Genomic DNA, 25,930 nt, shown 5'->3' with positions numbered 1-25,930 from the left:
AACTGGCTTTTTTTATCTATCTTGAAAGATTTTTACCCTAACAAATTATATACTGCACTTGGAAACAAACCTAAAGCAACATTGATAACTAATGCTAATATAGCAACAATTTGATACACATAAGGAACTTTAGGCAATTCATTAGTTGAACTTTCCTTTGTATACATCGCTAAAATTATTTTGAAATAGTATCCAACACTAATTATAGAACTCACAATTGCAACAACAACTAAAACTATCCAACCTGTTTGCATCACTTGGTTTAAAAGGAAGAATTTAGCAAAGAAACCTGATAGAATTGGAATTCCAGCCATTGATAACAATGAAGCTGTTAAAACCGCAGCTAAAACAGGATGAGATTTACCAAAACCGTTGAACAAATCAATAGTCTCATTATCTTTTCCTTTTGTAACATATAATACAACTGCAAAAAATGCAATTCCAGCTACTGCATAAGCAGCTGCGTAATATAACAATACTCCAGCAGAATTATTAAGTATTAATAACACCATCAGCATAAAACCTGCATGAGATATACCTGAGAAGGCGAACATTCTTTTTACATTATTTTGACGTAACGCCATAATGTTTCCTACGACCATTGAAGCAATCGAAACACAAACAATAATCATTTGAAATGAATACGTTTGAGCAGGAACCATCAAAACCACAATTTTATACAAAGCTGCCATAGCAACAATTTTTGCCAGCGTACTCATTGTAGCAGTTGTTAAAGCTGGAGAACCTTCATAAACATCTGGTGCCCAAAAATGGAAAGGCACAGTCGCTATTTTAAAGAGCATTCCAATCACCAAAAGTGTGATACCAATAAAATACCATTGAGGATAATTCATAGTATGTGTAATTTGGTACATAGTCATCAAATCGAAACTACCAGTTGCACCATATAACAAACATATTCCAAAAAGTATAATTCCAGAAGCAAATGAACCCATCAAAAAGTACTTCATACCTGCTTCATTACTTCTTAAATTTAAGCGATTACTAGCCGCTAATACATATAACGAAATTGATAAAACCTCTATTCCTAAGAAAAACATAGACATATTCCCAAAAGAAACCATCGCTACTGCACCAGCTAGTAAAAATACTTTTATTGCAACATAATCTGAAATTTTAGTAGCATGCTCTTTATAGAACTCATGACCTAAGGCGATTAAAAATATAGTCACCACAATAAATAAACTTGTAAATGCAACAGAAAACTTATCTACAAACATCATATTGTTATAGAATGCTCCTAAGTGATTATATGGTGAAATATTATATCCTAAAATAGCCAAAAGTCCAATTATAGTAACTGGCACAATTGCTTTTCTACCATTAAAAATTTCGGCAAGAAGACTTAAAATCCCTAATCCTGATATTGCTATTAATGTATTCATCTTATATTGTTTTGAAGTTTGAGTTTTCTCTTACTTCTTATAATTTATTAATTTTCGTTACTATTTCTTGTAAAGCTGGAGTAATCAAATCATTGATTGGTTTTGGATATAATCCAAAAAACAACAATACAGCTATTATAATTACAAAAACTACAGATTCCTGAACTGTTATCCCTTTGAAAACTTTATCAGTTTTTTCACCTAACATTACGTGTTGAAACATTTTAAGCATGTATACAGCTCCTAAAATGATTGTAGTACCTGCGATAATTGCGAACCAAATATTCACATTATACAAACTATACAACAAAGTAAATTCTCCAATAAAATTAAAAGTTGAAGGCAACGCTACTGATGCAAGCATCACAATCATGAACATTGAGGCAAACTTATTGTCTTGGATTCTAATTCCTCCCATTTCAGAAATTTCTTGTGTTTGTAAACGTCTTTCGATAATTTCAACAGCAAAGAACAAACCTACAACAACAAATCCGTGAGCTATCATTTGTAAAACTGCTCCTCTTAATCCATCTAGAGTTAAGGTATAAGCTCCTGCAGCAATTAAACCAACGTGTGCTAATGACGAATAAGCCAATAATTTTTTAAGGTTACGCTGTTTCAAAGCTACAATAGAACCATACACAACACCTATTACTGATAAAAGTATCAAAATATCCATATACGTTTTGGCAGCTAAAGGCGCAATTGGTAATTGCCAACGAATAACACTATATAATCCCATTTTAAGCATAATACCAGATAATAACATTGTACCAACTGAAGGTGACATTTGATAGGTATTTGCCTGCCAAGTATGGAAAGGAAAAATTGGAATTTTAATCGCATATGCCAAGAAGAAAGCAGTAAAAATCCAAAATTGTTCATTTTCAGTTAATCTAATCATGTACAAATCACCAATCATTAAACTACCTGCTCTATTGAACAAATAAATGAAAGCCATCAACATAAATAATGAACCTGCTAAAGTGTAAATAAAGAATTTCACGATAGCTCTTTTACGCTCATCTGCATCTCCATTGCCCCAAATTAAAGCAATGAAATAAATTGGAATTAAAGCTAACTCCCAAAAAATATAATATAAAAATGCATCGGCACTTAAAAATGTTCCCACCATTGCAAATGACATGAACAATACTAATGCATAAAAACTTTTACTGTTATTGTAATTGTTTCCAAATGATGAAAACAAAATGATAGACGTAAGCACAGTAGTTAATAATAACATAGCTAACGACAATCCATCAACTTTTAATGCTATATAAATATTTGGATTAGAAATCCAGCTAGTCATAAAACTAGTATCGATTCCTGCACTATGCTGATTCAGAATAAAAATTGAACCTGCAACAGACGCTAAACTAAAAATTATAGCTACTGTCTTTGCTAACTTATCGCCCGCAAGGTAAGTTGCAAAAGTTCCAAATAATAAAAGAATAAGTATAAATGATACGTTCATTATATGTAATTATTAAACTAAAAATAAATAAATCAAAATCGAAGAAACTCCTAAAACAAAAGCAAAAAGATATAATCCTACACTTCCATTTTGTATCGATTTTCCTTGCACTGCAACAGCATTGGCAATTTTTCCAAAAGCAAAAACAACTTCCGAGAAAAATACTTCAAAATAATTTCTAAAGAAATGTGACAACTTATAAATTGGATTTACAAATAAAGTCTCGTAAGCTTCGTCTACATAATATTTATTATATAACGTTTTTGCAATTCCTTTGATTTGAGAATCTTGAGGAGGCACTTCTCCCTTCTTAATGTATTTAGAGTATGCTAACCCAATTCCTAATAAAGCTCCTACAGTTGCAATTCCCATCAAACCATATTCTGTAGTACCTAAATGATGTGCAGCATGCTCGCTTTTGCTTAATAATGGTGCTAAATAATGATTTAACCAACTGTTTCCTGGCAAACTTATTAAACCTCCAACAGTAGCTAGAATAGCTAAAATTATTAATGGAATAGTTATTAAAGAAGGACTCTCATGTAAATGATGCTTTTGTTCTTCTGTACCTCTAAACTCTCCAAAGAAAGTCAAATACATTAATCTGAACATATAGAAAGCAGTCATTATTGAAGCTATTGATCCTACAACCCATAAAACAATATTTCCATGGAAAGCTGTCATTAAAATTTCATCCTTTGACCAGAAACCTGATAATGGAAAAATTCCAGAAATAGCCAATGTAGAAATCATCATTGTCCAAAACGTGATAGGCATTGCTTTACGTAAGCCACCCATATTTCTCATGTCTTGTTCGCCATGTAAACCATGAATTACTGAACCCGAACCTAAGAAAAGACAAGCTTTAAAGAAGGCGTGAGTTATAACGTGGAAAACAGCAACTTCATAGGCTCCTAAACCAAGGGCTAAAAACATTAGACCTAATTGAGAAACTGTTGAATATGCTAATACTTTTTTAATATCGTTTTGAACTAATCCAATTGAAGCAGCTAAAATTGCAGTTCCAGCTCCAATCACAGCAATAATATCTTGAACATATGGTGCTAAATCGAAAACAAAATGCATTCTAGTTACCATAAAAATACCTGCAGTAACCATCGTAGCAGCGTGAATTAAAGCAGAAACCGGAGTAGGTCCCGCCATCGCGTCTGGTAACCAAGTGTATAAAGGAATTTGAGCCGATTTACCTGTTGCTCCAATGAATAAGCACAATGCCGCAATTCCAACTAAAGGATTTGATAAGATGTCACTATTACTTAATACAGTAGTTTTTAAAGTAGCATAATCAAGTGTGTTGAATAAGTATCCTAAAATGAATAATCCAATTAAAAGACCTAAATCTCCAACACGATTCATAATGAAAGCCTTCTTAGCAGCATCATTGTATTCTTGGTTTTTGTACCAAAATCCAATCAATAAATAAGAACATAATCCAACACCTTCCCAACCAATGAAAAGGATTAATAAATTACCACCCATAACCAAAATAATCATGAAGAATACGAAAAGGTTTAGGTAAGCAAAGAACTTATGCATGTTTTCATCATCGTGCATATAGCTAATCGAATACATATGAATTAGAGTCCCAATTCCTGTAACAAACATTAACCATAACACTGACAGTTGATCTAATAAAAAAGAGAAGTTTATATTGAATTTCTCTAATGAAATCCATTGAAACAAATTAATAACATCAATTGGTTTTCCTGTAGATTGAATTATAGAAAAGAAATAAGTAGTTGCAAAAAACGAAACTAAAACCGATAACGTTCCTACAGCTCCAACAACCCCTTTTCCTGCCTTCTTTCCTAAGAAAACATTAAAAATAAATGCACATAGTGGTGCTAACAATAATACTAAAGCTAAATTTTTCTCCATTAGTATTTATCCTTTTAAATTTTTTAAATTATCAATGTCGATTGAACTTAAGTTTCTAAAAATAGAAACCAAAATTGCCAAACCAACAGCTACTTCTGCAGCAGCTACAGCCATAGAGAAGAATACGAAAACCTGTCCTTGTGCATCTTGATGAAATGTTGAAAAAGCCACAAACAATAAGTTTACAGCATTTAACATAATTTCGATAGACATGAACATGATAATAGCATTTCTTCTATACAAAACTCCAAAAATCCCAATACAGAATAAAATTACAGATAGATAGATGTAATTTTCGATTCCTATTTGTTGTAATATATTTTGCATTTTACTGAATAGATTTTTCTTTTTTAGACAATAACACTGCTCCAATCATTGCTACAAGTAATAATACTGATGCAAATTCAAACGGAACCATATATTCGTTTAGCAATACTCTTCCTAGAACTTTTATCGATTGAAAGTCTTGACCTGTTTGCTTGTAATTATCAATAATTGGCATCGCTTTAATAAAAACAGCCAATAAAACAAAACAAACTAGTCCAAAGGAAACAGCAGCAGCTAATTTTGTGGCTAATTTTTTATGAGGTTCGTCTTCTTGATTGAGATTCATCAACATGATGGTGAATAAGAAGAGTACCATGATAGCTCCCGAATACACAATAATATGTACAAGTGCTAAAAACTGCGCATTAAACAACAAATAATGACCTGCCACTGTAAAGAAACAGATTACTAAGTAAATAGCACTATGAATTGGATTTTTACTAATGATAGTTAAAAACGCAGTCGCAATTGTAATTGCAGACAAAATATAGAATATAGTTAATAACGACATAGCTAGTTTACTGATTTAGAATTTGCAATAGCCATTTCAAGCGGCATAACTAATTTATCTTTCCCGAAGATGAAATCTTCTCTATCGTAATTTGCAGGAACTAATTCTTTAGAAACTGTTAGATAGATAGCGTCTTTTGGACAAGCTTCTTCACACAAACCACAAAAAATACAACGAAGCATATTGATTTCGTAAATCTCAGCATATTTTTCCTCACGGTATAAATGCTCTTCGCCTTTTTTACGCTCAGCAGCTTTCATTGTAATTGCTTCTGCAGGGCATGACAAAGCACACAATCCACAAGCCGTACAGTTTTCACGACCTTGCTCATCACGTTTTAACATGTGTCTCCCGCGATAAACAGGACTCATTTCACGTGTTTGCTCTGGGTAATGAATAGTTACTTTTTTTCTAAAAAAGTGTTTGATTGTAATCATCAAACCTTTTACAATAGCAACCAAATACAGGCTTTCCCAAAAAGTCATTTCTTTGTTAGAAACTTCTTTTTTTCTTCCTGATAAAGATATATTTTGAATAGACGTTGACATATTTTTTTATTTAAAAGCTAAAATGCAAACTCCAGTAATCATAATGTTTATAATAGCAAGCGGAATTAATATTCTCCACCCTAGATTCATTAATTGATCGTAACGGAATCTTGGTATTGTCCATCTTACCCACATATAGAAGAAAATGAAACAACATATTTTTACCAATAAAGCTATAATTCCAAGAACATTTGCTGCATTTACTCCAACATTTTCAGTCATCCATTGCATTCCAGGATAATTGTACCCTCCAAAGAATAAAATAGATAAAATTGCCGAAGAAATGAACATATTAGCATATTCTGCAAACAAATAGAATCCCATTTTCATTGAAGAATATTCTGTGTGATAACCTCCAATTAATTCCGATTCACACTCTGCTAAGTCGAAAGGTGTTCTGTTTGTTTCTGCGAAAGCACAAATTAAAAAGATTAAGAATGAAACTGGTTGGTATAATACATTCCATCTCCATTCTGATTGTTGCATTGAAATTTCTTTTAAGCTCAATGTTCCTGTCATCATCAATAAAGCGATGATTGATAATCCCATTGCAACTTCGTATGAAATCATTTGTGAAGATGCACGAACAGCTCCCATTAAAGAGAATTTATTGTTAGATGCCCATCCTCCAATCATAATTCCGTAAACTCCAACTGAGATAACTCCGAAAACATATAACAAAGCTACATCAATATCAGTAGCCTGCAATATAACTTCTTTTCCAAAAATCACTAATTTATCACCCCATGGCAATACAGCACTTGTCATTAATGCAGTACTCATAGCAATAGCTGGACCTACTATGAATAAAAATTTATTAGGAGTATTTGGAAAAAATTCTTCTTTTGAAAACAATTTAAGACCGTCTGCCAAAGGTTGTAGTAAACCTCCAAAACCAGCACGGTTAGGACCTACACGATCCTGAAGAAAAGCAGCAACTTTACGTTCTGCCCAAGTAGAATACATGGCAAAAATCATAGTTACTGCAAAAACCACTAAAATAATAATCCCTTTTTCTATAAAAAATGTACTGTCTAACATGCTTATATTTTTTTAGGATTAGAATCTAACGGAAAGTCTGGCATACTGATTTTTTTACGATCTTCTTCACGACCTAATAAAATATGTTCCTCTGTTTCAATAACAACTTGTTCGGTTTTACGAGTGTAATTGTTTTGATTGATAACAGAATCTTTTTCAAATTTACGAGGTCCTTCAATAACCCAGTCATTCACATCTTTTTTGTCAAAACGACAAGTATTACAAATGAATTCCTCTACTTCATGATACTCATCTTTACGACCTGTAACACGTTGAATTTCGTTACCAAACATCCAAACTGTAGCTTTTCCACAACATTTATCACAATCACGGTGAGCATTATATGGCTTGTTAAACCAAACTCTAGATTTGAAACGGAATGTTTTATCTGTTAAAGCTCCAACTGGACATACATCAATCATATTTCCAGAGAACTCATTATCGATAGCTTTAGAAATACATGTAGAAATATTAGCATGATCTCCACGATCCATAACACCGTGAACACGGTTGTCTGTTAATTGGTCTGCCACCTGAACACAACGCTGACATAAAATACAACGATTCATGTGCAATTGAATGTATGGACCAATATCTTCTGGTTCGAAAGTTCTTTTCTCTTCGATAAAACGAGTTTTTGATTTTCCATGTTCGAAACTTAAGTTTTGCAAATCACATTCCCCTGCCTGATCACAAACCGGACAATCTAATGGGTGATTGATTAACAAAAATTCTGTTACCGATTTTCGAGCTTCTTCCACTCTTTCAGAAGATTTACTGTTTACTTCCATTCCATCCATACAACCTGTCACACAAGAGGCAACAAGTTTAGGCATAGGACGAGGATCAGCATCGCTTCCTTTTGCAACTTCTACTAAACAGCAACGGCATTTACCACCGCTTCCTTTTAATTTTGAATAATAGCACATGGCTGGCGGAACTAGTTCTCCACCAATCATACGAGCAGCTTGCAGGATAGTTGTTCCTGGTTCCACTTCTATACTTTGACCGTCTATTGTTACTTTCATTTATTTTGGTCTTAATGTCGAAAGCCGAAAGAGATTAACTCCATTGACTTTGTGACTTTTAAACTTTTGACTTTATACAGTTTGTTTTGCTACTAAGTGTCTTACTTTTTCGAAAGGCTCAGCTACAAAATGCTCTCTATTTTTAATTTTTTCAGGGAAACGAATGTGGTACTCAAATTCTTCTTTAAAGTGACGAATAGCAGCGGCTACAGGCCAAGAAGCAGCATCACCTAAAGGACAAATTGTGTTTCCTTCAATTTTAGATTGAATACTCCATAATAATTCAATATCCTCTTCACGACCTTGACCATTTTCAATTCTCCAAAGAATTTTTTCTAACCAACCCGTTCCTTCACGACATGGTGTACATTGACCACAAGATTCATGGTGATAGAAACGTGAAAAGTTCCAAGTGTTTCTTACAATACAAGTAGTGTCATTATAAACTATAAATCCACCTGAACCTAACATTGATCCAGTTGCAAATCCACCATCAGATAATGACTCATATGTCATTAAACGATCTGTTCCTGCAGCAGTTTTATATATTAAATGTGCTGGTAAAATTGGCACCGATGAACCTCCAGGCACTAAAGCCTTTAATGGTCTATCATCAATCATACCTCCACAATACTCATCTGAATTAATAAATTCTTCAACCGAAACCCCTAATTCAATTTCATAAACTCCAGGATTTTTAATATGACCAGAAGCTGAAATTAATTTTGTTCCTGTTGAACGTTCAATACCTATTTTAGCATATTCTGCTCCTGTGTTCATTACAATCCAAGGCACAGCTGAAATAGACTCAACATTGTTTACCACCGTTGGATTTTGCCATAACCCTTTTACAGCTGGGAATGGCGGTTTTATACGAGGATTACCTCTTTTACCTTCTAATGATTCAATCAAAGCGGTTTCTTCCCCACAGATGTAAGCTCCACCTCCTATTTGAACATATAAATCCAAATCGTAACCAGAACCTAAGATATTTTTACCTAACCAACCAGCAGCTTTTGCTTCGGCAATGGCTCTTTCTAAAATTTTATACACCCACATGTATTCTCCACGAATGTAGATATACGATAGATTTGCTCCTAAAGCATATGAAGATGTAATCATACCCTCAATTAACAAGTGAGGAATGTATTCCATTAAATAACGGTCCTTGAAAGTTCCAGGTTCAGATTCGTCTGCATTACAAACCAAATGACGAGGATTACCTGATTTTTTATCAATAAAACTCCATTTCATTCCTACTGGGAAACCTGCCCCTCCACGACCTCTAATTCCAGATGTTTTTACCTCTTCAGTAACTTCATCTGGCGTCATTTGCTTTAAAGCTTTTTCCACTGAAGCATAACCACCATTTTGACGGTATACTTCATAGGTTTTGATACCCGGAATATTGATTTTATCTAATAATATTTTTCTTCCCATGGTATTATTTATCGTGTAAAGTTATTTTTCCAGCTTTACAATCTTCAACTAATTGATCGAACTTTTCTTTAGAAAGATTTTCATGGTAGAAATCGCCCAACTGTAACATTGGCGCATAACCACATGCTCCTAGACATTCTACACCACGTATTTCGAACATACCGTCAGCAGTAGTTTCACCAATTTTTACTCCTAGTTTATCACAAGCATAATCCATCAGATTTTCTACACCACGTGTAACACAACATGAAGTTTGGCAAAATTCAAACATATATTTTCCAATAGGTCTTCTGTTGAACATCGTGTAAAAAGAAACTACTTCGTAAACCTCAACTGGTTTAATGTGTAAAATTTCGGCAACTTTATCTTGCAATTCTATACTTAACCAGTTATCGTGAGCATCTTGTACTTCATGCAAAACCGGAAGTAGTGCTGATTTTCTTTTATCTTCGGGATAATGACTAATCAGTTCATTGATTCGAGCCATTAATGCTTCCGAAATATTTATGTTTTGTTTTATATTCGATATTTCTCCCATAATTATTAAGCGTCTAATTCGCCAGCAATTACATTAAGACTTGATAATATTACGATAGCATCTGATAATAATGCTCCTTTAATCATTTCTGGATATGCTTGATAGTAAATAAAGCATGGACGACGGAAATGTAATCTATATGGAGTTCTACTTCCATCGGTAATTAAGTAAAAACCTAATTCTCCGTTTCCACCTTCAACAGGATGATAAATTTCTGCCACTGGTACAGGCACTTCACCCATTACAATTTTAAAGTGGTAGATTAATGATTCCATGTTATTATAAACATCTTCTTTTGGAGGAAGATAATAATCAGGAACATCTGCATGGTAAGGACCTTCTGGTAATTTAGCCAATGCTTGACGGATAATACTTAAACTCTCCCAAACTTCTGCATTACGCACACAAAAACGATCGTAAGTATCTCCTGATTTTCCAACTGGAACTATAAATTCAAAATCTTCATAAGAAGAGTATGGTTGTGCGACACGAACATCATAATCAACTCCTGCAGCACGTAAATTTGGTCCTGTAAAACCATATTGCATTGCCCTCTCAGCAGATATAGGTCCAACATTTACCGTTCTATCAATAAAGATTCTGTTTCTTTCAAAAAGGTTTTCAAATTCTTTCCAAACTGGAGGGAATTCCTCAAGAAAAAGATTTAATTTTCTAAAAGCTTCGTCAGACCATTCTCTTTCGAAACCTCCAATTCTTCCCATGTTTGTCGTTAAACGAGCTCCACAAATTTCTTCATAAATCTCATAAATTTTTTCACGGAACTGGAATACATACAAAAAACCTGTATAAGCACCAGTATCTACCCCTAAAATCGAGTTACAAATAATATGGTCTGCTATACGAGCCAACTCCATAACAATAACTCTTAAATACTGAGCACGTTTTGGCACTTCAACATTTAAAAGTTTCTCTACTGTCATCCACCAAGCCATATTATTGATTGGTGACGAACAGTAGTTCATACGGTCTGTAAGCGGTGTGATTTGGTAAAAAGGTCTGTTTTCAGCAATTTTTTCGAAAGCTCTGTGAATGTAACCAATAGTAGGTTCTGCATCAAGGATACGCTCACCATCCATTAAAAGGATGTTTTGGAAAATCCCGTGAGTTGCCGGGTGTGTAGGCCCTAAGTTTAGGATAGAAAGCTCACTTCCGTCTTCATTACGTCTTTCGTTGATGACTTTTGCGTAGCGATGCTCTGGTGTTAATAATAGTTCTGACATTATTGAATCTGAAAAATTATATATTAACAGTTTGATGGAGTTCTTCCAAAAAACCTGTCGTCTTTATCTGTTCTTCCTGAATCTTCCATAGGGAATTCTTTTCTCATTGGAAATGAAACCATTTCGTCCATATTCAGGATTCTTTTTAATTGTGGATGACCAATAAAGTTGATTCCGTAAAAATCATACGTTTCACGTTCCATCCAATTGGCAGACAAGAAAATGTTTGAAATTGTTTTAATTTCAGGGTTTTCTCCGTTCAAAAAGGCTTTTATTCTGATACGCTTATTTTCTATCCAATTGTGCAAGTGATACACAACTGAAAACTGTTCGTTAACATCACTATCTGGATAGTGAATACCACAAACATCCGTTAGGAAGTGAAAATTAAGTGTTTCATCATTTTTAAGAAACAAAATCACTGCAGTAATTTTATCTGCAGCAACATCAAACGTAAACATATCTCCTTCTTGACGAAAATGCATTACGCTTTCTCCAAATGTTTCTGATAACTTATCTTGAATTTGAGTATTTTCTAAAGCCATGTTCTTATTTAATATTATAAGATGCTAATAGTTCTTGGTATTCTGGCGAACTACGACGACGAACCGATTCTGATTTTACCAATTCTTGTAAACGCATTACACCATCAACAATTTGTTCAGGTCTTGGAGGACAGCCAGGCACATAAACATCTACAGGAATTACTTTATCTATTCCTTGTAAAACAGAATATGTGTCAAATATACCACCAGAACATGCACAAGCCCCAACAGATATAACCCATCTTGGTTCAGACATTTGCTCATATACTTGACGTAATATGGGAGCCATTTTTTTCGAAATAGTACCCATAACCATTAACATATCTGCTTGTCTTGGCGAAAAACTTACTCTTTCTGAACCAAAACGTGCCAAATCATAGTGAGATGCCATAGTTGCCATGAACTCAATTCCGCAACATGATGTTGCAAAAGGAAGAGGCCACATTGAGTTAGCTCTCGCTAAACCAACCACATCACTTAATTTTGTTGCGAAAAACCCTTCTCCAGACAATCCTTCAGGAGCTTCCACCATATTTACTTTTGAATCGCTCATTGTAAAATTTATGAAAATACGTTCACAATATTATTATTCCCACTCAAGGGCTTTCTTCTTGATAATATAAAAGAAACCAACTAATAACAGCGACATAAAAATCACCATCTTAATCATTCCTTCTACTCCCAAATCTTTAAAATTTACCGCCCAAGGATATAAAAAAATAACCTCTACATCGAAAAGCACGAACAAAATTGCCACTAAGAAATACTTTACCGAAAAAGGAATACGGGCATTTCCCACCGACTCTATACCACACTCAAAATTTTTGTCTTTTGTTTGCGAATGTCTTTTAGGACCAAGCATTCCAGATATAATTATGGTCATAACCACAAATCCTACAGCTAGCCCCATTTGCATCAAAATAGGCAAATAATTAAATTGATTTGTTTGCATTATTATAAAATTTATCACTTACAAAGATACGTGGCTGGAATTAAATCGCAATTAAATTTGACAATTTAACCTAAAAAATGCTCCGTTAAGCAGTTATTTTTATTCTTTCTAAATAACTTTTATGAATTTGTAAAAATTAACAAACAAAATCTTATCCAATAACAAAAAGATTATACATTTGGTTAACAATGCAATTTTAAAATTTAACAACAAAATATTTATTAAAACTTGGCTCAATTATTGATATGATTTTAATAAAATTTTAACCAATCATTCACCTCTAATTTCTTCGAAAAAATGAAAATGAAAAATCTTGTTTGCCTAGTGCTTACAGTCCTTATTTTTCAAGCTTGCGGAAAAAAATCAGCCGCCGATTTCAATTCTGATTTTTCATTATTTAAAGGTATCATTACCAATTTCACAGGAGGGCTAGTCTCGGCAAAATCTGATATTAGGGTCGTCTTTGCATTCGATAAAAAAGAATGGAAAACCAATCAAGTCCTAGATTCAGATCTTTTCGACATTTCACCAAGTGTCGATGGTAAAGTTATTGCCTTATCAAGCAATACAATTGCATTTGTTCCCGAAAAAAAATTAGACCCAAACACTGAATATCAAGTCACACTGAAGTTGAAAGATATTATGGAGGTGAAAGAAGAATTGTCTGAATTTAATTTTACCGTAAAAACATTGAAACAAGATTTTGTTGTAAACACTGAAGACATCCAATCTTACAGCAAAGAATATCAATATCTTAATGGAACTTTAAAAACAGCCGATATCATCGACTTTGAAGATGCTCAAAAATTGATTTCAGCTGAACAAAAAGGTAATGATTTAAAAATAAAATTTATAAAAGGAGCCGACTCTGGAACAGAATTTAAATTTATCATAGACAGTATTCAACGTTTTGATGAAGAAAGCATTGTTGAAATAAATTATGACGGAAGTGATTTTGATATCGAGCAAGAAGGCAAGATTGAATACAATGTAACCGCTAAAAACGAGTTCAAAGTAGTTAAGGTTTCGAAAGAAGATGAAGAAAATAAAACCTTATTAATCAATTTTTCTGAACCATTACAAAAAGGTCAAGATTTTAAAGGGCTTGTAGGCATACAAAATGCCGACAATCTTAAATTTTCTACACAAGGAAATCTACTTAAAGTATACTTTGACAGTACACTAGCTCCAACTGTTGAAGAAGTAACTGAAATTACTCCAGCAGAAGAAGCTGTTGAATCTGCTTCAGTTGCAGAACCAGCAGAAGTAACTGCGCTAGTAGACAGCACTGCTGTGGCAGTTGATACCGCTGCAGCAATTGTTGAGTCTGAACCTGTAGAAATAGCTGCCGAATATGTTGAACCTGAAGAAGAAGCAACACCAGTTCAAACTATCACTGGAGAGGTTTTGGTAGAAATCTTTCAAGGTATTGAGAGCGAATATGGGAACAAAATGCAAAAGGATTATAAAACCACCTTTTCATTTGAACAAATTAAACCAAGCATTAAGTTTACTAAAAACGGAACTATTCTACCTAGCTCAAACAATTTAAAGCTAAACTTCCAAACTGTAAATCTAAGCGCAGTAGATGTAAAAGTATATAAAATTTACAAAAACAATATTTTACAGTTTTTACAATACAACGAATTAAACGGCGCTCAAAACCTCAAAAAGGTAGCACAACCTGTTGCAAAAACAACCATAAATCTAAAAGAGAACAAGCTAATTAAGTTTAGTGAATGGAATACTTTTGCTTTAGACCTTTCAAAAATCATTACTCCAGATCCGGGAGCGATTTACAGAGTCGAATTTTCATACAAGAAAAAATACTCATTGTACAAATGTGATTCATCAGATGCTGAAGAAGAAACTGAAGAGGAAGAAGTAGATGAAAACGATGTTAATTACAGTTACGACAATTACGATGATTATTACTATGACGATTACGAATGGAGAGAAAGTCAAGATCCTTGTTCGTCATCATACTTTTATAATGCAAAAATTGCAACCAATATTCTTGCGTCAGATTTAGGCGTTATTGCTAAAAGAGGCGAAAACAAATCGTATGTATTTGCTGTAACAAACATTGTAACTACTGAACCAGTTTCAAATGCAAAAGTTGAATTATACAGTTACCAACAACAAAAATTAGAAACACAATCTACAGACAGTAATGGATTAGCTAAATTCCAACTAAACAAGTTTGCTTATTTCGCAATTGTTAGTCAAGGAGATCAATCAACTTATGTGAAACTAGACGATGGAAATTCTTTGTCATTAAGTAATTTCGATGTATCGGGCGAAACACTTCAAAAAGGACTTAAAGGTTTCATTTATGGAGAACGTGGTGTTTGGCGCCCAGGCGACAATTTGTACCTTTCTTTTATCCTTAATGATGCTGCAAATAAAATTCCAGCTTCTCATCCAATAAAATTTAGATTAGCAGATCCAAATGGAAAAGTAGTTTATCAAACTGTTCAAAAATCAAACGAATTAAACCATTATAGCTTCACAGTACCAACAAATCCAGAAGACCCAACAGGAAATTGGGAAGCTATGGTAAGTGTTGGTGGAGCAAAATTCTATAAGAGCATAAAAATTGAAACTATCAAACCAAACCGTTTGAAAATTAAAAACACATTTCAACGCACTATGCTTTCTGGTTCACAACCAAACACAAGTTCATTACAAGTTAACTGGTTGCATGGTGCTGTTGCCAAAAATTTAAGAGCCGAAATGCAGGCTAAGTTTTCGCAGCAAACAACAACCTTCAAAGGATATGAAAAATATGTATTTGATGATTTAGTGCGCCAATTCAGTTCCGAAGAAATAAATGTGTTTTCAGGAAAAGTAGACGAAAACGGAAAAGCATCTGTAAAGATTGATCCTAAACTTTCAGGACAAGCACCAGGTATGCTTAAAGCGGCTTTTATGACAAAGGTCTATGAAGAAGGTGGTGATTTTAGTGCCGATGTTATGTCGACTACGTATTCACCATATAAAACATATGTAGGTTTAAAACTTCCAGCATTAACCAAATACGAAATGCTTGAAACAAGAGCTAACAACAAGTTTGACGTAATCACTGTTGATGAAAACGGTCGTCCAAAACCGGTTAAAAATCTTGAAGTAAAAGTATTTAAAGTAGAATGGCGCTGGTGGTGGGATGCATCAAATGATAATTTATCTAATTACAATTCATCTGACGCAACAACATCTTATAAGACTTTCAGAATTAATACTGATGCACAAGGAAAAGGAAGTTTTTCATTTGCACTTCGTGATGAAGAATGGGGACGCTATTTAATACGTATCACAGATCCTAATGACGGACATGCTACTGCGCAAACTGTAAATATAGACTGGCCAGCATGGTCAGGTAAAACAAGAAACACTGACGCTTCAACAGCAAACATGTTGGTTTTTTCTACAGATAAAAAAGAATATGCTGTGGGTGAAAAAGCTCAAATCTCTTTCCCTTCGAGTGAAGGTGGTAGAGCTTTAATTTCTATAGAAAACGGAGCAAAAGTAGTGGAAACTATTTGGGCTAAAACTAAAAAAGGAGAAACAAAAGTTGATATTCCTATTACAGGCGAAATGGCTCCAAATGTGTATTTCAACATTACATTATTACAACCTCATGCTAATACTAAAAATGATTCTCCAATAAGAATGTATGGTGTTGTTCCTATTGAAGTTGTAGATAAAAGTACAATTCTTGAGCCACAACTTAGCATGCCTGAAGTACTAAAACCAGAACAAACAGTAAATGTGAAAGTAAGTGAAAAATCAGGAAGAGCAATGACGTATACTATTGCTGTTGTTGATGACGGATTATTAGACTTAACAGGCTTTAAAACTCCAAATGCTTGGGAAAGTTTCTATGTTCGTGAAGCTCTTGGTGTAAAAACTTGGGATATTTACGATGATGTAATAGGTGCTTATGGCGGAAAAGTAAATCAAATATTCAGTATTGGTGGTGACCAGGATTTAGGTGGTGGAAAAGCCAAAAAAGCAAATCGTTTCAAACCAGTAGTGATTTATTTAGGCCCTTTCAAATTAGAAAAAGGAGACACTAAAACACATCAAATAAAGTTACCTAAATACATAGGTTCAGTGAGAACAATGGTAGTTGCAGCAAACGCATCATCAAGTGCTTATGGAAGTGTAGAAAAAACAACTCCAGTTCGCAGTCCATTGATGACATTAGCATCATTGCCTCGTAAAATTTCTCCATCCGAAAAAGTAACAATACCTGTTACCGTTTTTGCTATGGAAAATCATGTGAAAAATGTATTAGTACAACTAAAAACAAGTCCAGGATTAAGAGTAATAGGAAGTAGCACACAAAGTCTAACTTTTGCTAAACCAGACGAAAAAATGGCTTACTTCAATTTAGAGGTAGGAGCTAAAACCGGAATAGGAAAAGTAACTGTTGTGGCAACATCAGGAAGTGAAAAATCATCATATGATGTCGAAATTGACATGACCAATCCAAATCCTGTTACCAACACCTATACAGATATTGTATTAGAACCTAATAGTACTAAAAAGATTAACTGGAAAACATTTGGTGTAGCTGGAAGCAACAAAGCAAGAATAGAAATATCATCAATGCCAACAATTAATTTTAACGGAAGATTGCAATATTTGATTCAATATCCTCACGGATGTGTGGAGCAAACAACATCTTCTGTTTTTCCTCAATTGTTCATTAATGATATTGCAGATGTTGATGCAAGCCGTAAATCTCTAATTCAACAAAATATTGGAGCTGGCATTCAAAGATTAGGAGGCTTCCAACTTGCTAACGGTGGTTTATCATATTGGCAAGAAGACGGTACTGCAGATGATTGGGGAACATCTTATGCTGGTCATTTTATGATGGAAGCAGAGAAAAAAGGTTATTTATTACCCATCAATTTCAAATCAAAATGGATTTCTTATCAGCAAAAAGAAGCTAAAAAATGGCGATTCGAATCAAAATATGGTAATGATTTAGCACAAGCATACAGATTATACACCTTGGCTCTTGCTGGTTCACCAGACTTATCATCTATGAACAGATTACGCGAAACCAAAAACATTTCTAACGAAAGTAAATTACGATTGGCGGCAGCATATGCTCTTGCTGGTCAAAAACAAGCTGGAATGTCTTTATTATTGAAAAGTAGCATCGACGAATCTGATAATAGATACAACTACTATTATTATGGTTCAGGAGACAGAAACAGAGCGATGGTTCTAGAAACATTAATCTTATTAGGTCAAAAACAAAAAGCGTTTACCACAGCAAATAAATTAGCAAAAAGTATGTCTTCTGACATGTGGATGAGTACACAGACCACAGCATACTGTTTATATTCTATGTCAAAATTTGCACAATTTAATGGTGGTAAAGGCATCGATGTTCAATTTAGCAATGCAGGAAAAACATTTGCTGCAAAAACAAACAAATCATTACTTGAAAGAAACTTAGTAGTCCAAGCTGGAGCAAATGGAGTTTCCATTACAAATAACAGAAAGAATACTCTGTATGTTCGTGTACTGAATTCAGGTATTTTACCAGTTGGCAAAGAACAAGCTGTTGAAAATGATGTAAATGCTAAAATTGTCTTCAAAAACAGAAAAGGGCAAGTAATCAATGTTTCTAAAATAAACCAAGGAACCGAGTTTATTGCCGAAGTAACTGTGAGAAATCTTAAAAACGAGAGTGTACAAAACATTGCACTTTCGCAAATTCTTCCATCAGGATTTGAAATTGTAAATACTCGCTTTACAGATTTTGGAGATGCAACCAATAATGTAGCCGATTATATTGACATTCGTGACGACAGAACTAATTTTTATTTCCCATTAGGTTCTGGCGAGACAAAAACTTTCCGAATTTTGCTTAACGCTTCTTATTTGGGAACATATTATTTACCAGGCTTACAATGTGAGGCCATGTACGACAATACTTTTCTTGCAAGAACAAAAGGGCAATGGGTGCAAGTTGTAAAATAATATTTTGTAGCGAAACTTCAGGGAATATCAGCAATGGTATTTCCTGCTCTCGCTGCAATCTTTACAATTAAAATTGTAAAGGATTTACACTCCATCAGGGCTATTTAGTATACTTTTTCGAATTTTTGCCAACTGTGAAAGCAAAGCTTATATCTTTATTACATTCTCTTCGGCTTTGGATACAAAACAACAAGAAAAAATCTGTTGTAATTTTTGTATTGCTAGTTACCTATTATTTTTCATTGCCTCGAACGTTATTTAAAGAACCTTATTCTACCGTAATAGAAAGTAAAGAAGGTGAACTATTAGGTGCAAAAATTGCTCGTGATGGTCAATGGCGATTTCCCGCACAAGATAGTGTTCCGGATAAATTCAAAAAATGCATTGTCTATTTTGAAGACGAACATTTTAAATATCATCCTGGTTTTAATCCTGCTGCAATGTACAATGCCTTTAAACAAAACAGACAAGCAGGAAAAATTGTTCGAGGAGGAAGTACCTTAACACAACAAGTCATTCGTTTATCTAGAAAAGGGCAAAAAAGAACCTACTTTGAAAAAATAATCGAAATCATTCTGGCAACTCGTTTAGAATTTAGACATTCTAAAAACACTATTCTCGAATTGTATGCAGCGCATGCGCCTTTTGGCGGCAATGTTGTTGGACTCGAAATGGCTTCTTGGCGTTATTTTGGTGTACAATCACATCAGTTATCTTGGGCCGAAAGCGCAACTCTAGCTGTACTTCCAAATGCTCCAAGTTTAATTTATCCTGGTAAAAACCAAGAAAAGTTATTGAGAAAAAGAAACAACTTACTGCTTAAATTAAAAAATGAAAAGATTATTGACGAGCAAACATACGAGTTGGCTATAGAGGAACCGTTACCTCAAAAACCGTATGATTTACCTCAAATTGCACCACATCTTTTACAAAGAGTTGCAAAAAATCAAGAAGGAACAAGATTAAAAACAACAGTTAACATTGCTTTACAAAACAGGGTTAATCAAATTGCGAAATATTATTATAGTCAGTACAAACAAAACGAAATAAACAATTTAGCAATTATTGTCATAGATATTCAAAATAGAAATGTAATAAGCTATGTAGGTAACTCACCATCTGACGAAGATCATCAAAAAGACGTTGACATCATAGGAGCTCCAAGAAGTACAGGAAGTATATTAAAACCCCTGCTTTATGCTGCGATGATAGATGAAGGTGAAATTTTACCAAATACCTTAGTTCCTGATATTCCCACACAAATATCTGGTTACACACCTCAAAACTTCAATTTAACTTTTGACGGCGCAGTTCCCGCCCATAGAGCATTGGCTCGCTCATTAAACATTCCATCAGTATTAATGTTACAAAGCTATGGTGTAAACAAATTTTATGAAGAATTACAGAAATTCAAATTGAGAGATATTTCCAAGCAACCTGATCACTATGGTTTATCTTTAATATTAGGTGGTGCCGAAAGTAACCTTTGGGACTTATGCAGAACATACGCCGGAATGTCATCAACGGTAAATCACTTTAATTCATCTAACGGAAAATATAGAACAAAAGAGTTTTCTGAACTAAATTATGATAATTCATTTGTTCAGGATTTTGGATCTGAAAGTAATCAAAAAACCATTTTAGGAGCAGGAGCCATTTGGCAAACTTACAATGCTATGGAAGAAGTGAATCGTCCTGAGGGTGATGAAGCTTGGAAATTTTACGATAGTTCTCTTAAAATTGCTTGGAAAACAGGAACTAGTTTTGGTAACCGAGATGCTTGGGCTATCGGCACAAATTCAAGATATGTTGTTGGTGTTTGGGTAGGAAATGCTTCGGGGGAAGGCAGACCATCATTAACTGGGGTTTCGAGTGCAGCTCCAATATTATTCGATGTTTTTAATTTATTACCAAGAACACATTGGTTCAAACAACCTTCATTGGATTTAACACAAGTTGATGTTTGTAAACTAAGCGGTCATTTAGCACAAGACGATTGTCCTAAGATAAAACAATTTGTACCATTAAAAGGAAAATCAACATCAGTTTGTCCTTATCACAAAACCGTTCATTTAGACCCAACAGGTAAATTTAGAGTGAATAGTAGTTGTGCAAGTGTAGACAATATGATTACTAAAAAATGGTTTGTACTGCCTCCGGTTATGGAATGGTATTATAAAAACCAGCATATCGAATATTTACCACTCCCACCTTTTTTAGAGGGTTGCCAAGGTGCTCAACAAGGCGCAATGGATTTTATCTATCCTAAAGACAATAGAAAAATATATTTAACTAAAAATTTCAATAGTGTTATTCAGCCAGTAATCATAAAAGTAGCCCATTCTCAAAGAGAAAAAGAACTGTATTGGTATCTTGACAATAAATATGTAGGTTCTACAAAAACATTCCATGAAATGCCAATTAATACTTCAACAGGGTTTCATTACATAACAGTAGTAGATGAAACAGGTTTTGAAATTAGGAAAAAGATAGAAATTGTGAGTGAATAAAACAAAAAACGCCAACTAAAATTAGTTGGCGTTTTTTTAATCTTCAATAGAATTTCCGTTTTCATCTAAAAACTTATATTCTAAATACGTGTAAGCGTCACGAGGTATGATTTTCACCCATTTTTTATGTTCAAAAAACCATTTTGAACGTATTGATGGAAAACCTTTTGTAAGGTATGCAGCAATAAAAGGATGCACGTTTAAACGTACTTTCTTATGTTGCTTGATAATTCTTTCTAAGTCAGAAGCTATTTTTTCGATAATAAGAATAGGTGCATCTATTTCGCCCTTTTCATTATTAGGATCTTCTTCCTTCGTTTTAATATTCACCTCTGGTCTAACTCTTTGTCTGGTAATTTGTACCAATCCAAATTTACTAGGAGGCAATATTTTGTGTTTTGCTTTATCGTCACTCATTTCTTCTTTCAAGAAATCGTACAATACTTTGCGATTATCAGGGTTTTGCATGTCGATAAAATCAACTACAATAATTCCGCCCATATCACGAAGTCTTAATTGACGTGCTACTTCTGCAGCAGCAATCATATTTACTTCTAGAGCTGTTTCTTCCTGATTTGTTGCTTTATTTGATCTGTTGCCGCTATTAACATCTATGACATGCATAGCTTCGGTATGTTCTATAATAAGGTAAGCTCCTTTACTCATAGAAACTGTTTTCCCGAATGAAGTCTTTATTTGGCGCTCTATACTGTACTTTTCGAAAAGCGGTACATCTTTAGATTGATAGAGTTTAACGATTGACTCTTTACCTGGAGCAATTTCTTGTAAATACTCCGTAGTCTCGTTATAAAGTTCCTTATCATCTATTAAAATAGCACTGAAAGTGTCATTAAAAACATCTCTTAAAATAGAAGATGCTCTATTTAACTCACCTAGTACTTTTGAAGGATGATGTGCGGTAGGAATGCGCTTGCACATTGCTGTCCATTTGTCCAACAAGTTTTGCAAGTCTTTGTCAATTTCTGCGACTTTTTTGCCTTCGGCTACTGTGCGAACAATAACCCCAAATCCTTTTGGCTTGATAGATTGAACCAGACGTTTTAAGCGGTCTTTCTCTTCTCTAGAGTCAATTTTTTGCGAAATTGAAACTCGGTCAGAGAACGGAACCAATACAATATACCTTCCGGCAAGTGAAAGCTCTGAGCTTATTCTTGGACCTTTGGTAGAAATTGGTTCTTTAACCACTTGTACTAAGATTGATTGGTTTGCACTTAGCACATCTCCAATCGCTCCGTCTTTGTCAATTTCTGCTTCAAAAGGAAAAGTTTTAAGGGAGAAATCTTTTATTTTACCTGCGCTTACAAGTTTGATGAATTTCAACTGAGAAGCAAGATTAGGACCTAAATCATGATAATGTAAAAAGGCATCTTTTTCGAAACCTACATTTACAAAAGCAGCATTTAAACCGGCAACTGGTTTTCTGATTTTGGCGATAAAAATATCACCAACCTGAAAGTTACTTTTTTCTTCTTCTTTGTGTAATTCAATTAGTTTTCCATCTTTTAATAAGGCAAAATCTACAGCGTCAGAACTTGTTCGAATAATTAATTCTTTATTCATGTGTAAATTTTTATCCTGACACTAGTTTACAGTTTACAGTTTACAGTTTATTAAAAACTCATAACTCATAATTCATAACTGAACTGAAAGGATGGATTAAACATTTTTTACAGGAAAATACCCGTAGGATTTATGATTTAAAATGTGATTTTTAAAATATCTTCAAAAATCATAAATCTCAATTTCAATGAACGTTTAAAAAGAAAAAAGTAGTTTAAGAACTACTTTTTCTTTTTATGACGATTAGCTCTCGCTCTTTTTTTACGTTTGTGAGTAGCTACCTTATGTCTTTTTCTTTTTTTACCACTTGGCATAACTTTGTAGTTTTATAGATTAGTAAATTATTTTGCTTCGTTGTTTGTTTTAACCCCTTCTACGAAAACTTTAGCAGGCTTGAATGCTGGAATGTTGTGAGCAGGAATTTTGATTGTTGTGTTTTTAGAAATGTTTCTTCCAGTTTTTTCAGCTCTAGTTTTAACGATAAAACTTCCAAAACCTCTTAAGTAAACATTATCTCCTGTTTCCAATGAAGTTTTCACTTCATCCATAAAAGATTCAACTGTAGCTTGTACATCTCCTTTTTCCAACCCTAATTTGTCAGCAATTTTAGCTACGATATCTGCTTTTGTCATTGTATTATATAAATTTAAGTTTATGTAATTTTTTGAGTGTGCAAATATATAAATTAAAAAAACAATATTTCAACTATAACCGATTAAAATTTAATAACATAAAGATTTATTTTTGCAAACCAATTTATAACAATGAGTTTTAGTAAGACATTAATTACGTGGTATTTAGACAATAAACGGGATTTACCATGGCGGAAAACGAACGATCCTTATCTAATTTGGCTATCAGAAATTATGCTTCAGCAAACACGTGTAGCACAAGGTTTGCCTTATTTTTTAGCTTTTACAGAGGTTTTTCCGTCCGTTTTTGATTTGGCTAAAGCCGAAGAAGAAAAAGTACTAAAATTATGGCAAGGGTTAGGCTATTACTCGAGAGCAAGAAATTTACATACTACTGCAAAACATATTTCTGAAGAATTACACGGAAAATTCCCCAACAATTACAAAGATCTATTAAAATTAAAAGGAATTGGGGAGTATACAGCCGCTGCAATAGCTTCTTTTTCATTTCAAGAATGTGTTCCTGTGGTAGATGGAAACGTTTACAGAGTGTTGTCAAGATATTTTGATATCGAGACTGATATTGCTTCAAGCGGAGCGAAAAAAGAATTCACCCAATTAGCATCTGAATTGATTGACAGTAAAAATCCAGCCCTGTTTAACCAAGCTATAATGGAATTTGGCGCTTTACAATGTGTTCCTAAAAGTCCAAACTGCAATTTATGCCCACTAAATAATTCATGCTTGGCACTAGCAAAAAAGAAAGTCAATCAACTTCCAGTAAAACTTAAAAAGCAAAAAATCACAAACCGATTCTTTAATTATATTTTAGCAATAGACAATCGAAACCAAGCAATTGTCAACAAAAGAACTCAAAAAGGGATTTGGCATAACTTATATGAATTCCCTTTAATCGAAACTGAAGAAAAAGAGAAAGAAGAAATCATAGAACAAAAAATAAACTTACTTTTTGACGACATAAACTCTATAACCTTATTAAAGAGTGAATCAGTAATTCACAAACTATCACATCAACATTTACATATAACTTTCTGGAAAGTGAACACAAACACAACTTTCGAATATGGATTAGATTACGATAACCTAAGAAAATATCCATTCCCAATAGTACTTCACAATTTTCTAGATAATAATAAATACTGATTTTTTGTGTATATTTGATGTTCACAAATAATATAAGCCATGAATGGTACATTAAACAAAGTAATCCTAATAGGTCATTTGGGAGATGAAGTAAAGATGCATTATTTTGAAGGTGGAAATTGCATAGGAAGGTTTCCATTAGCTACCAATGACATCTATATAAATAAGACAACTGGAGAAAAAATCACTTCGACCGAATGGCACAACGTTGTGGTTCGTAATAAGGCTGCAGAAATTTGCGAAAAATACCTTTCAAAGGGTGATAAAATTTATGTTGAAGGACGTATAAAGTCTCGTCAATGGCAAGCCGAAGACGGAACAACAAAATACACTACAGAAATTCAGGTAACCGAATTCACTTTTTTAAACACCAAAAAGGATTCTGAAATGTTAAAATCTCAATCTGACACTCCAAAAAGCACTAATTTTGACAATCCTATCGAAAACGATTTACCCTTTTAATAAATTACCAATGTCAAAAAGATATTTGAGCTTTATCCTTTTTTGCGGATTATGTCTGAGCATAGTAAGTTGTAAAGATGAAGTATTACCAAAACCAAAAGCTTATTTAAGTTTAAACTACCCAGCACCCAAATACAAAAAGTTTGATAAAACCTGTGGTTTTTCATTTAATTACAATACGTTGGGAAAGGTAATAGATCAAGGCAACTGTAATTTTCACATAGACTACCCCAAACTAAAAGCGACGGTTTACTTAAACTACAAACCAGTTAACAAAAACATTGATGCACTTTTACGTGATGCTCAAAAACTAACTTACGAGCATGTAATTAAAGCCGATGGAATTGTAGAACAACCTTATGTAAACGACAAAAAGAAAGCTTACGGAATGTTTTATGAAGTAGGCGGAAATGCTGCCTCACAATCTCAATTTTATTTAACAGACAGTACAAAACATTTTTTAGCAGGATCTGTATATTTTTATGCAAGACCTAATTTTGATTCGGTTTTACCTGCTGCACATTACATTAAAAACGACTTACGAATGCTAATGGAATCATTAGAATGGAAATAAAAAAAGCTCCGATTGTAACAATCGGAGCTTTTTTTTCTGAAAATATTA

The 25,930-nt window shown here is 33.7% G+C and carries 21 protein-coding genes; 5 read left to right on the top strand and 16 right to left on the bottom strand.

What is annotated here, in order from left to right; genetic code table 11:
• Positions 1-32: 32 nt before the first annotated feature.
• The 14 genes from LJY17_RS13265 to LJY17_RS13200 all read right to left on the bottom strand — a co-directional run bounded on the left by LJY17_RS13265 (position 33) and on the right by LJY17_RS13200 (position 12,953).
• Positions 33-1,406 (bottom strand): NADH-quinone oxidoreductase subunit N, encoded by a 1,374-nt coding sequence (locus tag LJY17_RS13265; RefSeq protein ID WP_264544298.1) that lies wholly within the window; start codon positions 1,404-1,406, stop codon positions 33-35.
• A 37-nt stretch (positions 1,407-1,443) separates the two neighbouring features.
• Positions 1,444-2,883 carry a complex I subunit 4 family protein gene (locus LJY17_RS13260; RefSeq protein ID WP_264544297.1) on the bottom strand — a complete coding sequence of 480 codons (1,440 nt, stop codon included), beginning with the start codon at positions 2,881-2,883 and terminating at the stop codon, positions 1,444-1,446.
• Between the two features lie 12 nt (positions 2,884-2,895).
• A complete protein-coding gene (nuoL, locus tag LJY17_RS13255) occupies positions 2,896-4,782 on the bottom strand; it encodes an NADH-quinone oxidoreductase subunit L (protein WP_264544296.1) in 1,887 nt (628 codons plus the stop codon).
• Between the two features lie 6 nt (positions 4,783-4,788).
• Complete coding sequence (gene nuoK, locus LJY17_RS13250) at positions 4,789-5,109, bottom strand: NADH-quinone oxidoreductase subunit NuoK (protein WP_073308617.1); 321 nt, start codon at positions 5,107-5,109, stop codon at positions 4,789-4,791.
• A gap of 1 nt (position 5,110) precedes the next feature.
• Positions 5,111-5,620, bottom strand: a complete 510-nt coding sequence (locus LJY17_RS13245; RefSeq protein WP_264544295.1) for an NADH-quinone oxidoreductase subunit J — start codon at positions 5,618-5,620, stop codon at positions 5,111-5,113.
• A gap of 2 nt (positions 5,621-5,622) precedes the next feature.
• Positions 5,623-6,168, bottom strand: a complete 546-nt coding sequence (locus LJY17_RS13240) for a NuoI/complex I 23 kDa subunit family protein (protein WP_264544294.1) — start codon at positions 6,166-6,168, stop codon at positions 5,623-5,625.
• A 6-nt stretch (positions 6,169-6,174) separates the two neighbouring features.
• On the bottom strand, positions 6,175-7,209 hold the full coding sequence (gene nuoH, locus LJY17_RS13235; RefSeq protein WP_264544293.1) for an NADH-quinone oxidoreductase subunit NuoH: 1,035 nt from the start codon (positions 7,207-7,209) through the stop codon (positions 6,175-6,177).
• 2 nt (positions 7,210-7,211) lie between these two features.
• Entirely contained in the window at positions 7,212-8,237 is a 1,026-nt protein-coding gene (locus LJY17_RS13230; protein WP_264544292.1) for a 2Fe-2S iron-sulfur cluster-binding protein, read from the bottom strand.
• Between the two features lie 72 nt (positions 8,238-8,309).
• Positions 8,310-9,677, bottom strand: a complete 1,368-nt coding sequence (gene nuoF / locus LJY17_RS13225; protein WP_264544291.1) for an NADH-quinone oxidoreductase subunit NuoF — start codon at positions 9,675-9,677, stop codon at positions 8,310-8,312.
• 4 nt (positions 9,678-9,681) lie between these two features.
• A complete protein-coding gene (gene nuoE, locus LJY17_RS13220) occupies positions 9,682-10,215 on the bottom strand; it encodes a complex I 24 kDa subunit family protein (protein WP_264544290.1) in 534 nt (177 codons plus the stop codon).
• Positions 10,216-10,220: 5 nt separating this feature from the next.
• Positions 10,221-11,456, bottom strand: a complete 1,236-nt coding sequence (locus LJY17_RS13215; protein ID WP_264544289.1) for an NADH-quinone oxidoreductase subunit D — start codon at positions 11,454-11,456, stop codon at positions 10,221-10,223.
• A gap of 23 nt (positions 11,457-11,479) precedes the next feature.
• Positions 11,480-12,001, bottom strand: coding sequence for an NADH-quinone oxidoreductase subunit C (locus LJY17_RS13210; protein WP_264544288.1), 522 nt, complete (start codon positions 11,999-12,001; stop codon positions 11,480-11,482).
• Between the two features lie 4 nt (positions 12,002-12,005).
• Complete coding sequence (locus LJY17_RS13205) at positions 12,006-12,554, bottom strand: NADH-quinone oxidoreductase subunit B (protein ID WP_073308599.1); 549 nt, start codon at positions 12,552-12,554, stop codon at positions 12,006-12,008.
• A gap of 33 nt (positions 12,555-12,587) precedes the next feature.
• Entirely contained in the window at positions 12,588-12,953 is a 366-nt protein-coding gene (locus tag LJY17_RS13200) for an NADH-quinone oxidoreductase subunit A (protein WP_264544287.1), read from the bottom strand.
• A 297-nt stretch (positions 12,954-13,250) separates the two neighbouring features.
• On the opposite strand from LJY17_RS13200, the gene LJY17_RS13195 reads away from it, so the two are divergent.
• Together LJY17_RS13195 and pbpC are read left to right on the top strand one after the other, a co-directional pair.
• Complete coding sequence (locus LJY17_RS13195) at positions 13,251-18,959, top strand: alpha-2-macroglobulin family protein (RefSeq protein ID WP_264544286.1); 5,709 nt, start codon at positions 13,251-13,253, stop codon at positions 18,957-18,959.
• Between the two features lie 134 nt (positions 18,960-19,093).
• Positions 19,094-21,469 carry a penicillin-binding protein 1C gene (gene pbpC / locus LJY17_RS13190; RefSeq protein WP_264544285.1) on the top strand — a complete coding sequence of 792 codons (2,376 nt, stop codon included), beginning with the start codon at positions 19,094-19,096 and terminating at the stop codon, positions 21,467-21,469.
• 36 nt (positions 21,470-21,505) lie between these two features.
• Here the strand turns inward: pbpC and LJY17_RS13185 are convergent, their stop codons facing one another.
• Positions 21,506-23,050, bottom strand: a complete 1,545-nt coding sequence (locus LJY17_RS13185) for an Rne/Rng family ribonuclease (protein ID WP_264544284.1) — start codon at positions 23,048-23,050, stop codon at positions 21,506-21,508.
• Positions 23,051-23,391: 341 nt separating this feature from the next.
• The gene (locus tag LJY17_RS13180) at positions 23,392-23,706 is read right to left on the bottom strand and encodes an HU family DNA-binding protein (protein WP_264544848.1); all 315 of its coding nucleotides are present in this window, start codon (positions 23,704-23,706) and stop codon (positions 23,392-23,394) included.
• A gap of 108 nt (positions 23,707-23,814) precedes the next feature.
• Here LJY17_RS13180 and mutY point away from each other — a divergent pair, with 108 nt between their 5' ends.
• The 3 genes from mutY to gldD are packed head-to-tail and all read left to right on the top strand — an operon-like array spanning position 23,815 to position 25,882.
• A complete protein-coding gene (mutY, locus tag LJY17_RS13175) occupies positions 23,815-24,846 on the top strand; it encodes an A/G-specific adenine glycosylase (RefSeq protein WP_264544283.1) in 1,032 nt (343 codons plus the stop codon).
• Between the two features lie 39 nt (positions 24,847-24,885).
• Positions 24,886-25,308: a single-stranded DNA-binding protein gene (locus LJY17_RS13170; protein ID WP_264544282.1), complete on the top strand. Its 423-nt coding sequence runs from the start codon at positions 24,886-24,888 to the stop codon at positions 25,306-25,308.
• A 10-nt stretch (positions 25,309-25,318) separates the two neighbouring features.
• Positions 25,319-25,882, top strand: coding sequence for a gliding motility lipoprotein GldD (gene gldD, locus LJY17_RS13165; RefSeq protein ID WP_264544281.1), 564 nt, complete (start codon positions 25,319-25,321; stop codon positions 25,880-25,882).
• Positions 25,883-25,930 lie beyond the last annotated feature (48 nt).

This window comes from Flavobacterium hankyongi (assembly GCF_036840915.1).
Classification (GTDB): domain Bacteria; phylum Bacteroidota; class Bacteroidia; order Flavobacteriales; family Flavobacteriaceae; genus Flavobacterium; species Flavobacterium hankyongi.
This window is presented reverse-complemented; position numbering and strand designations above follow the sequence as displayed.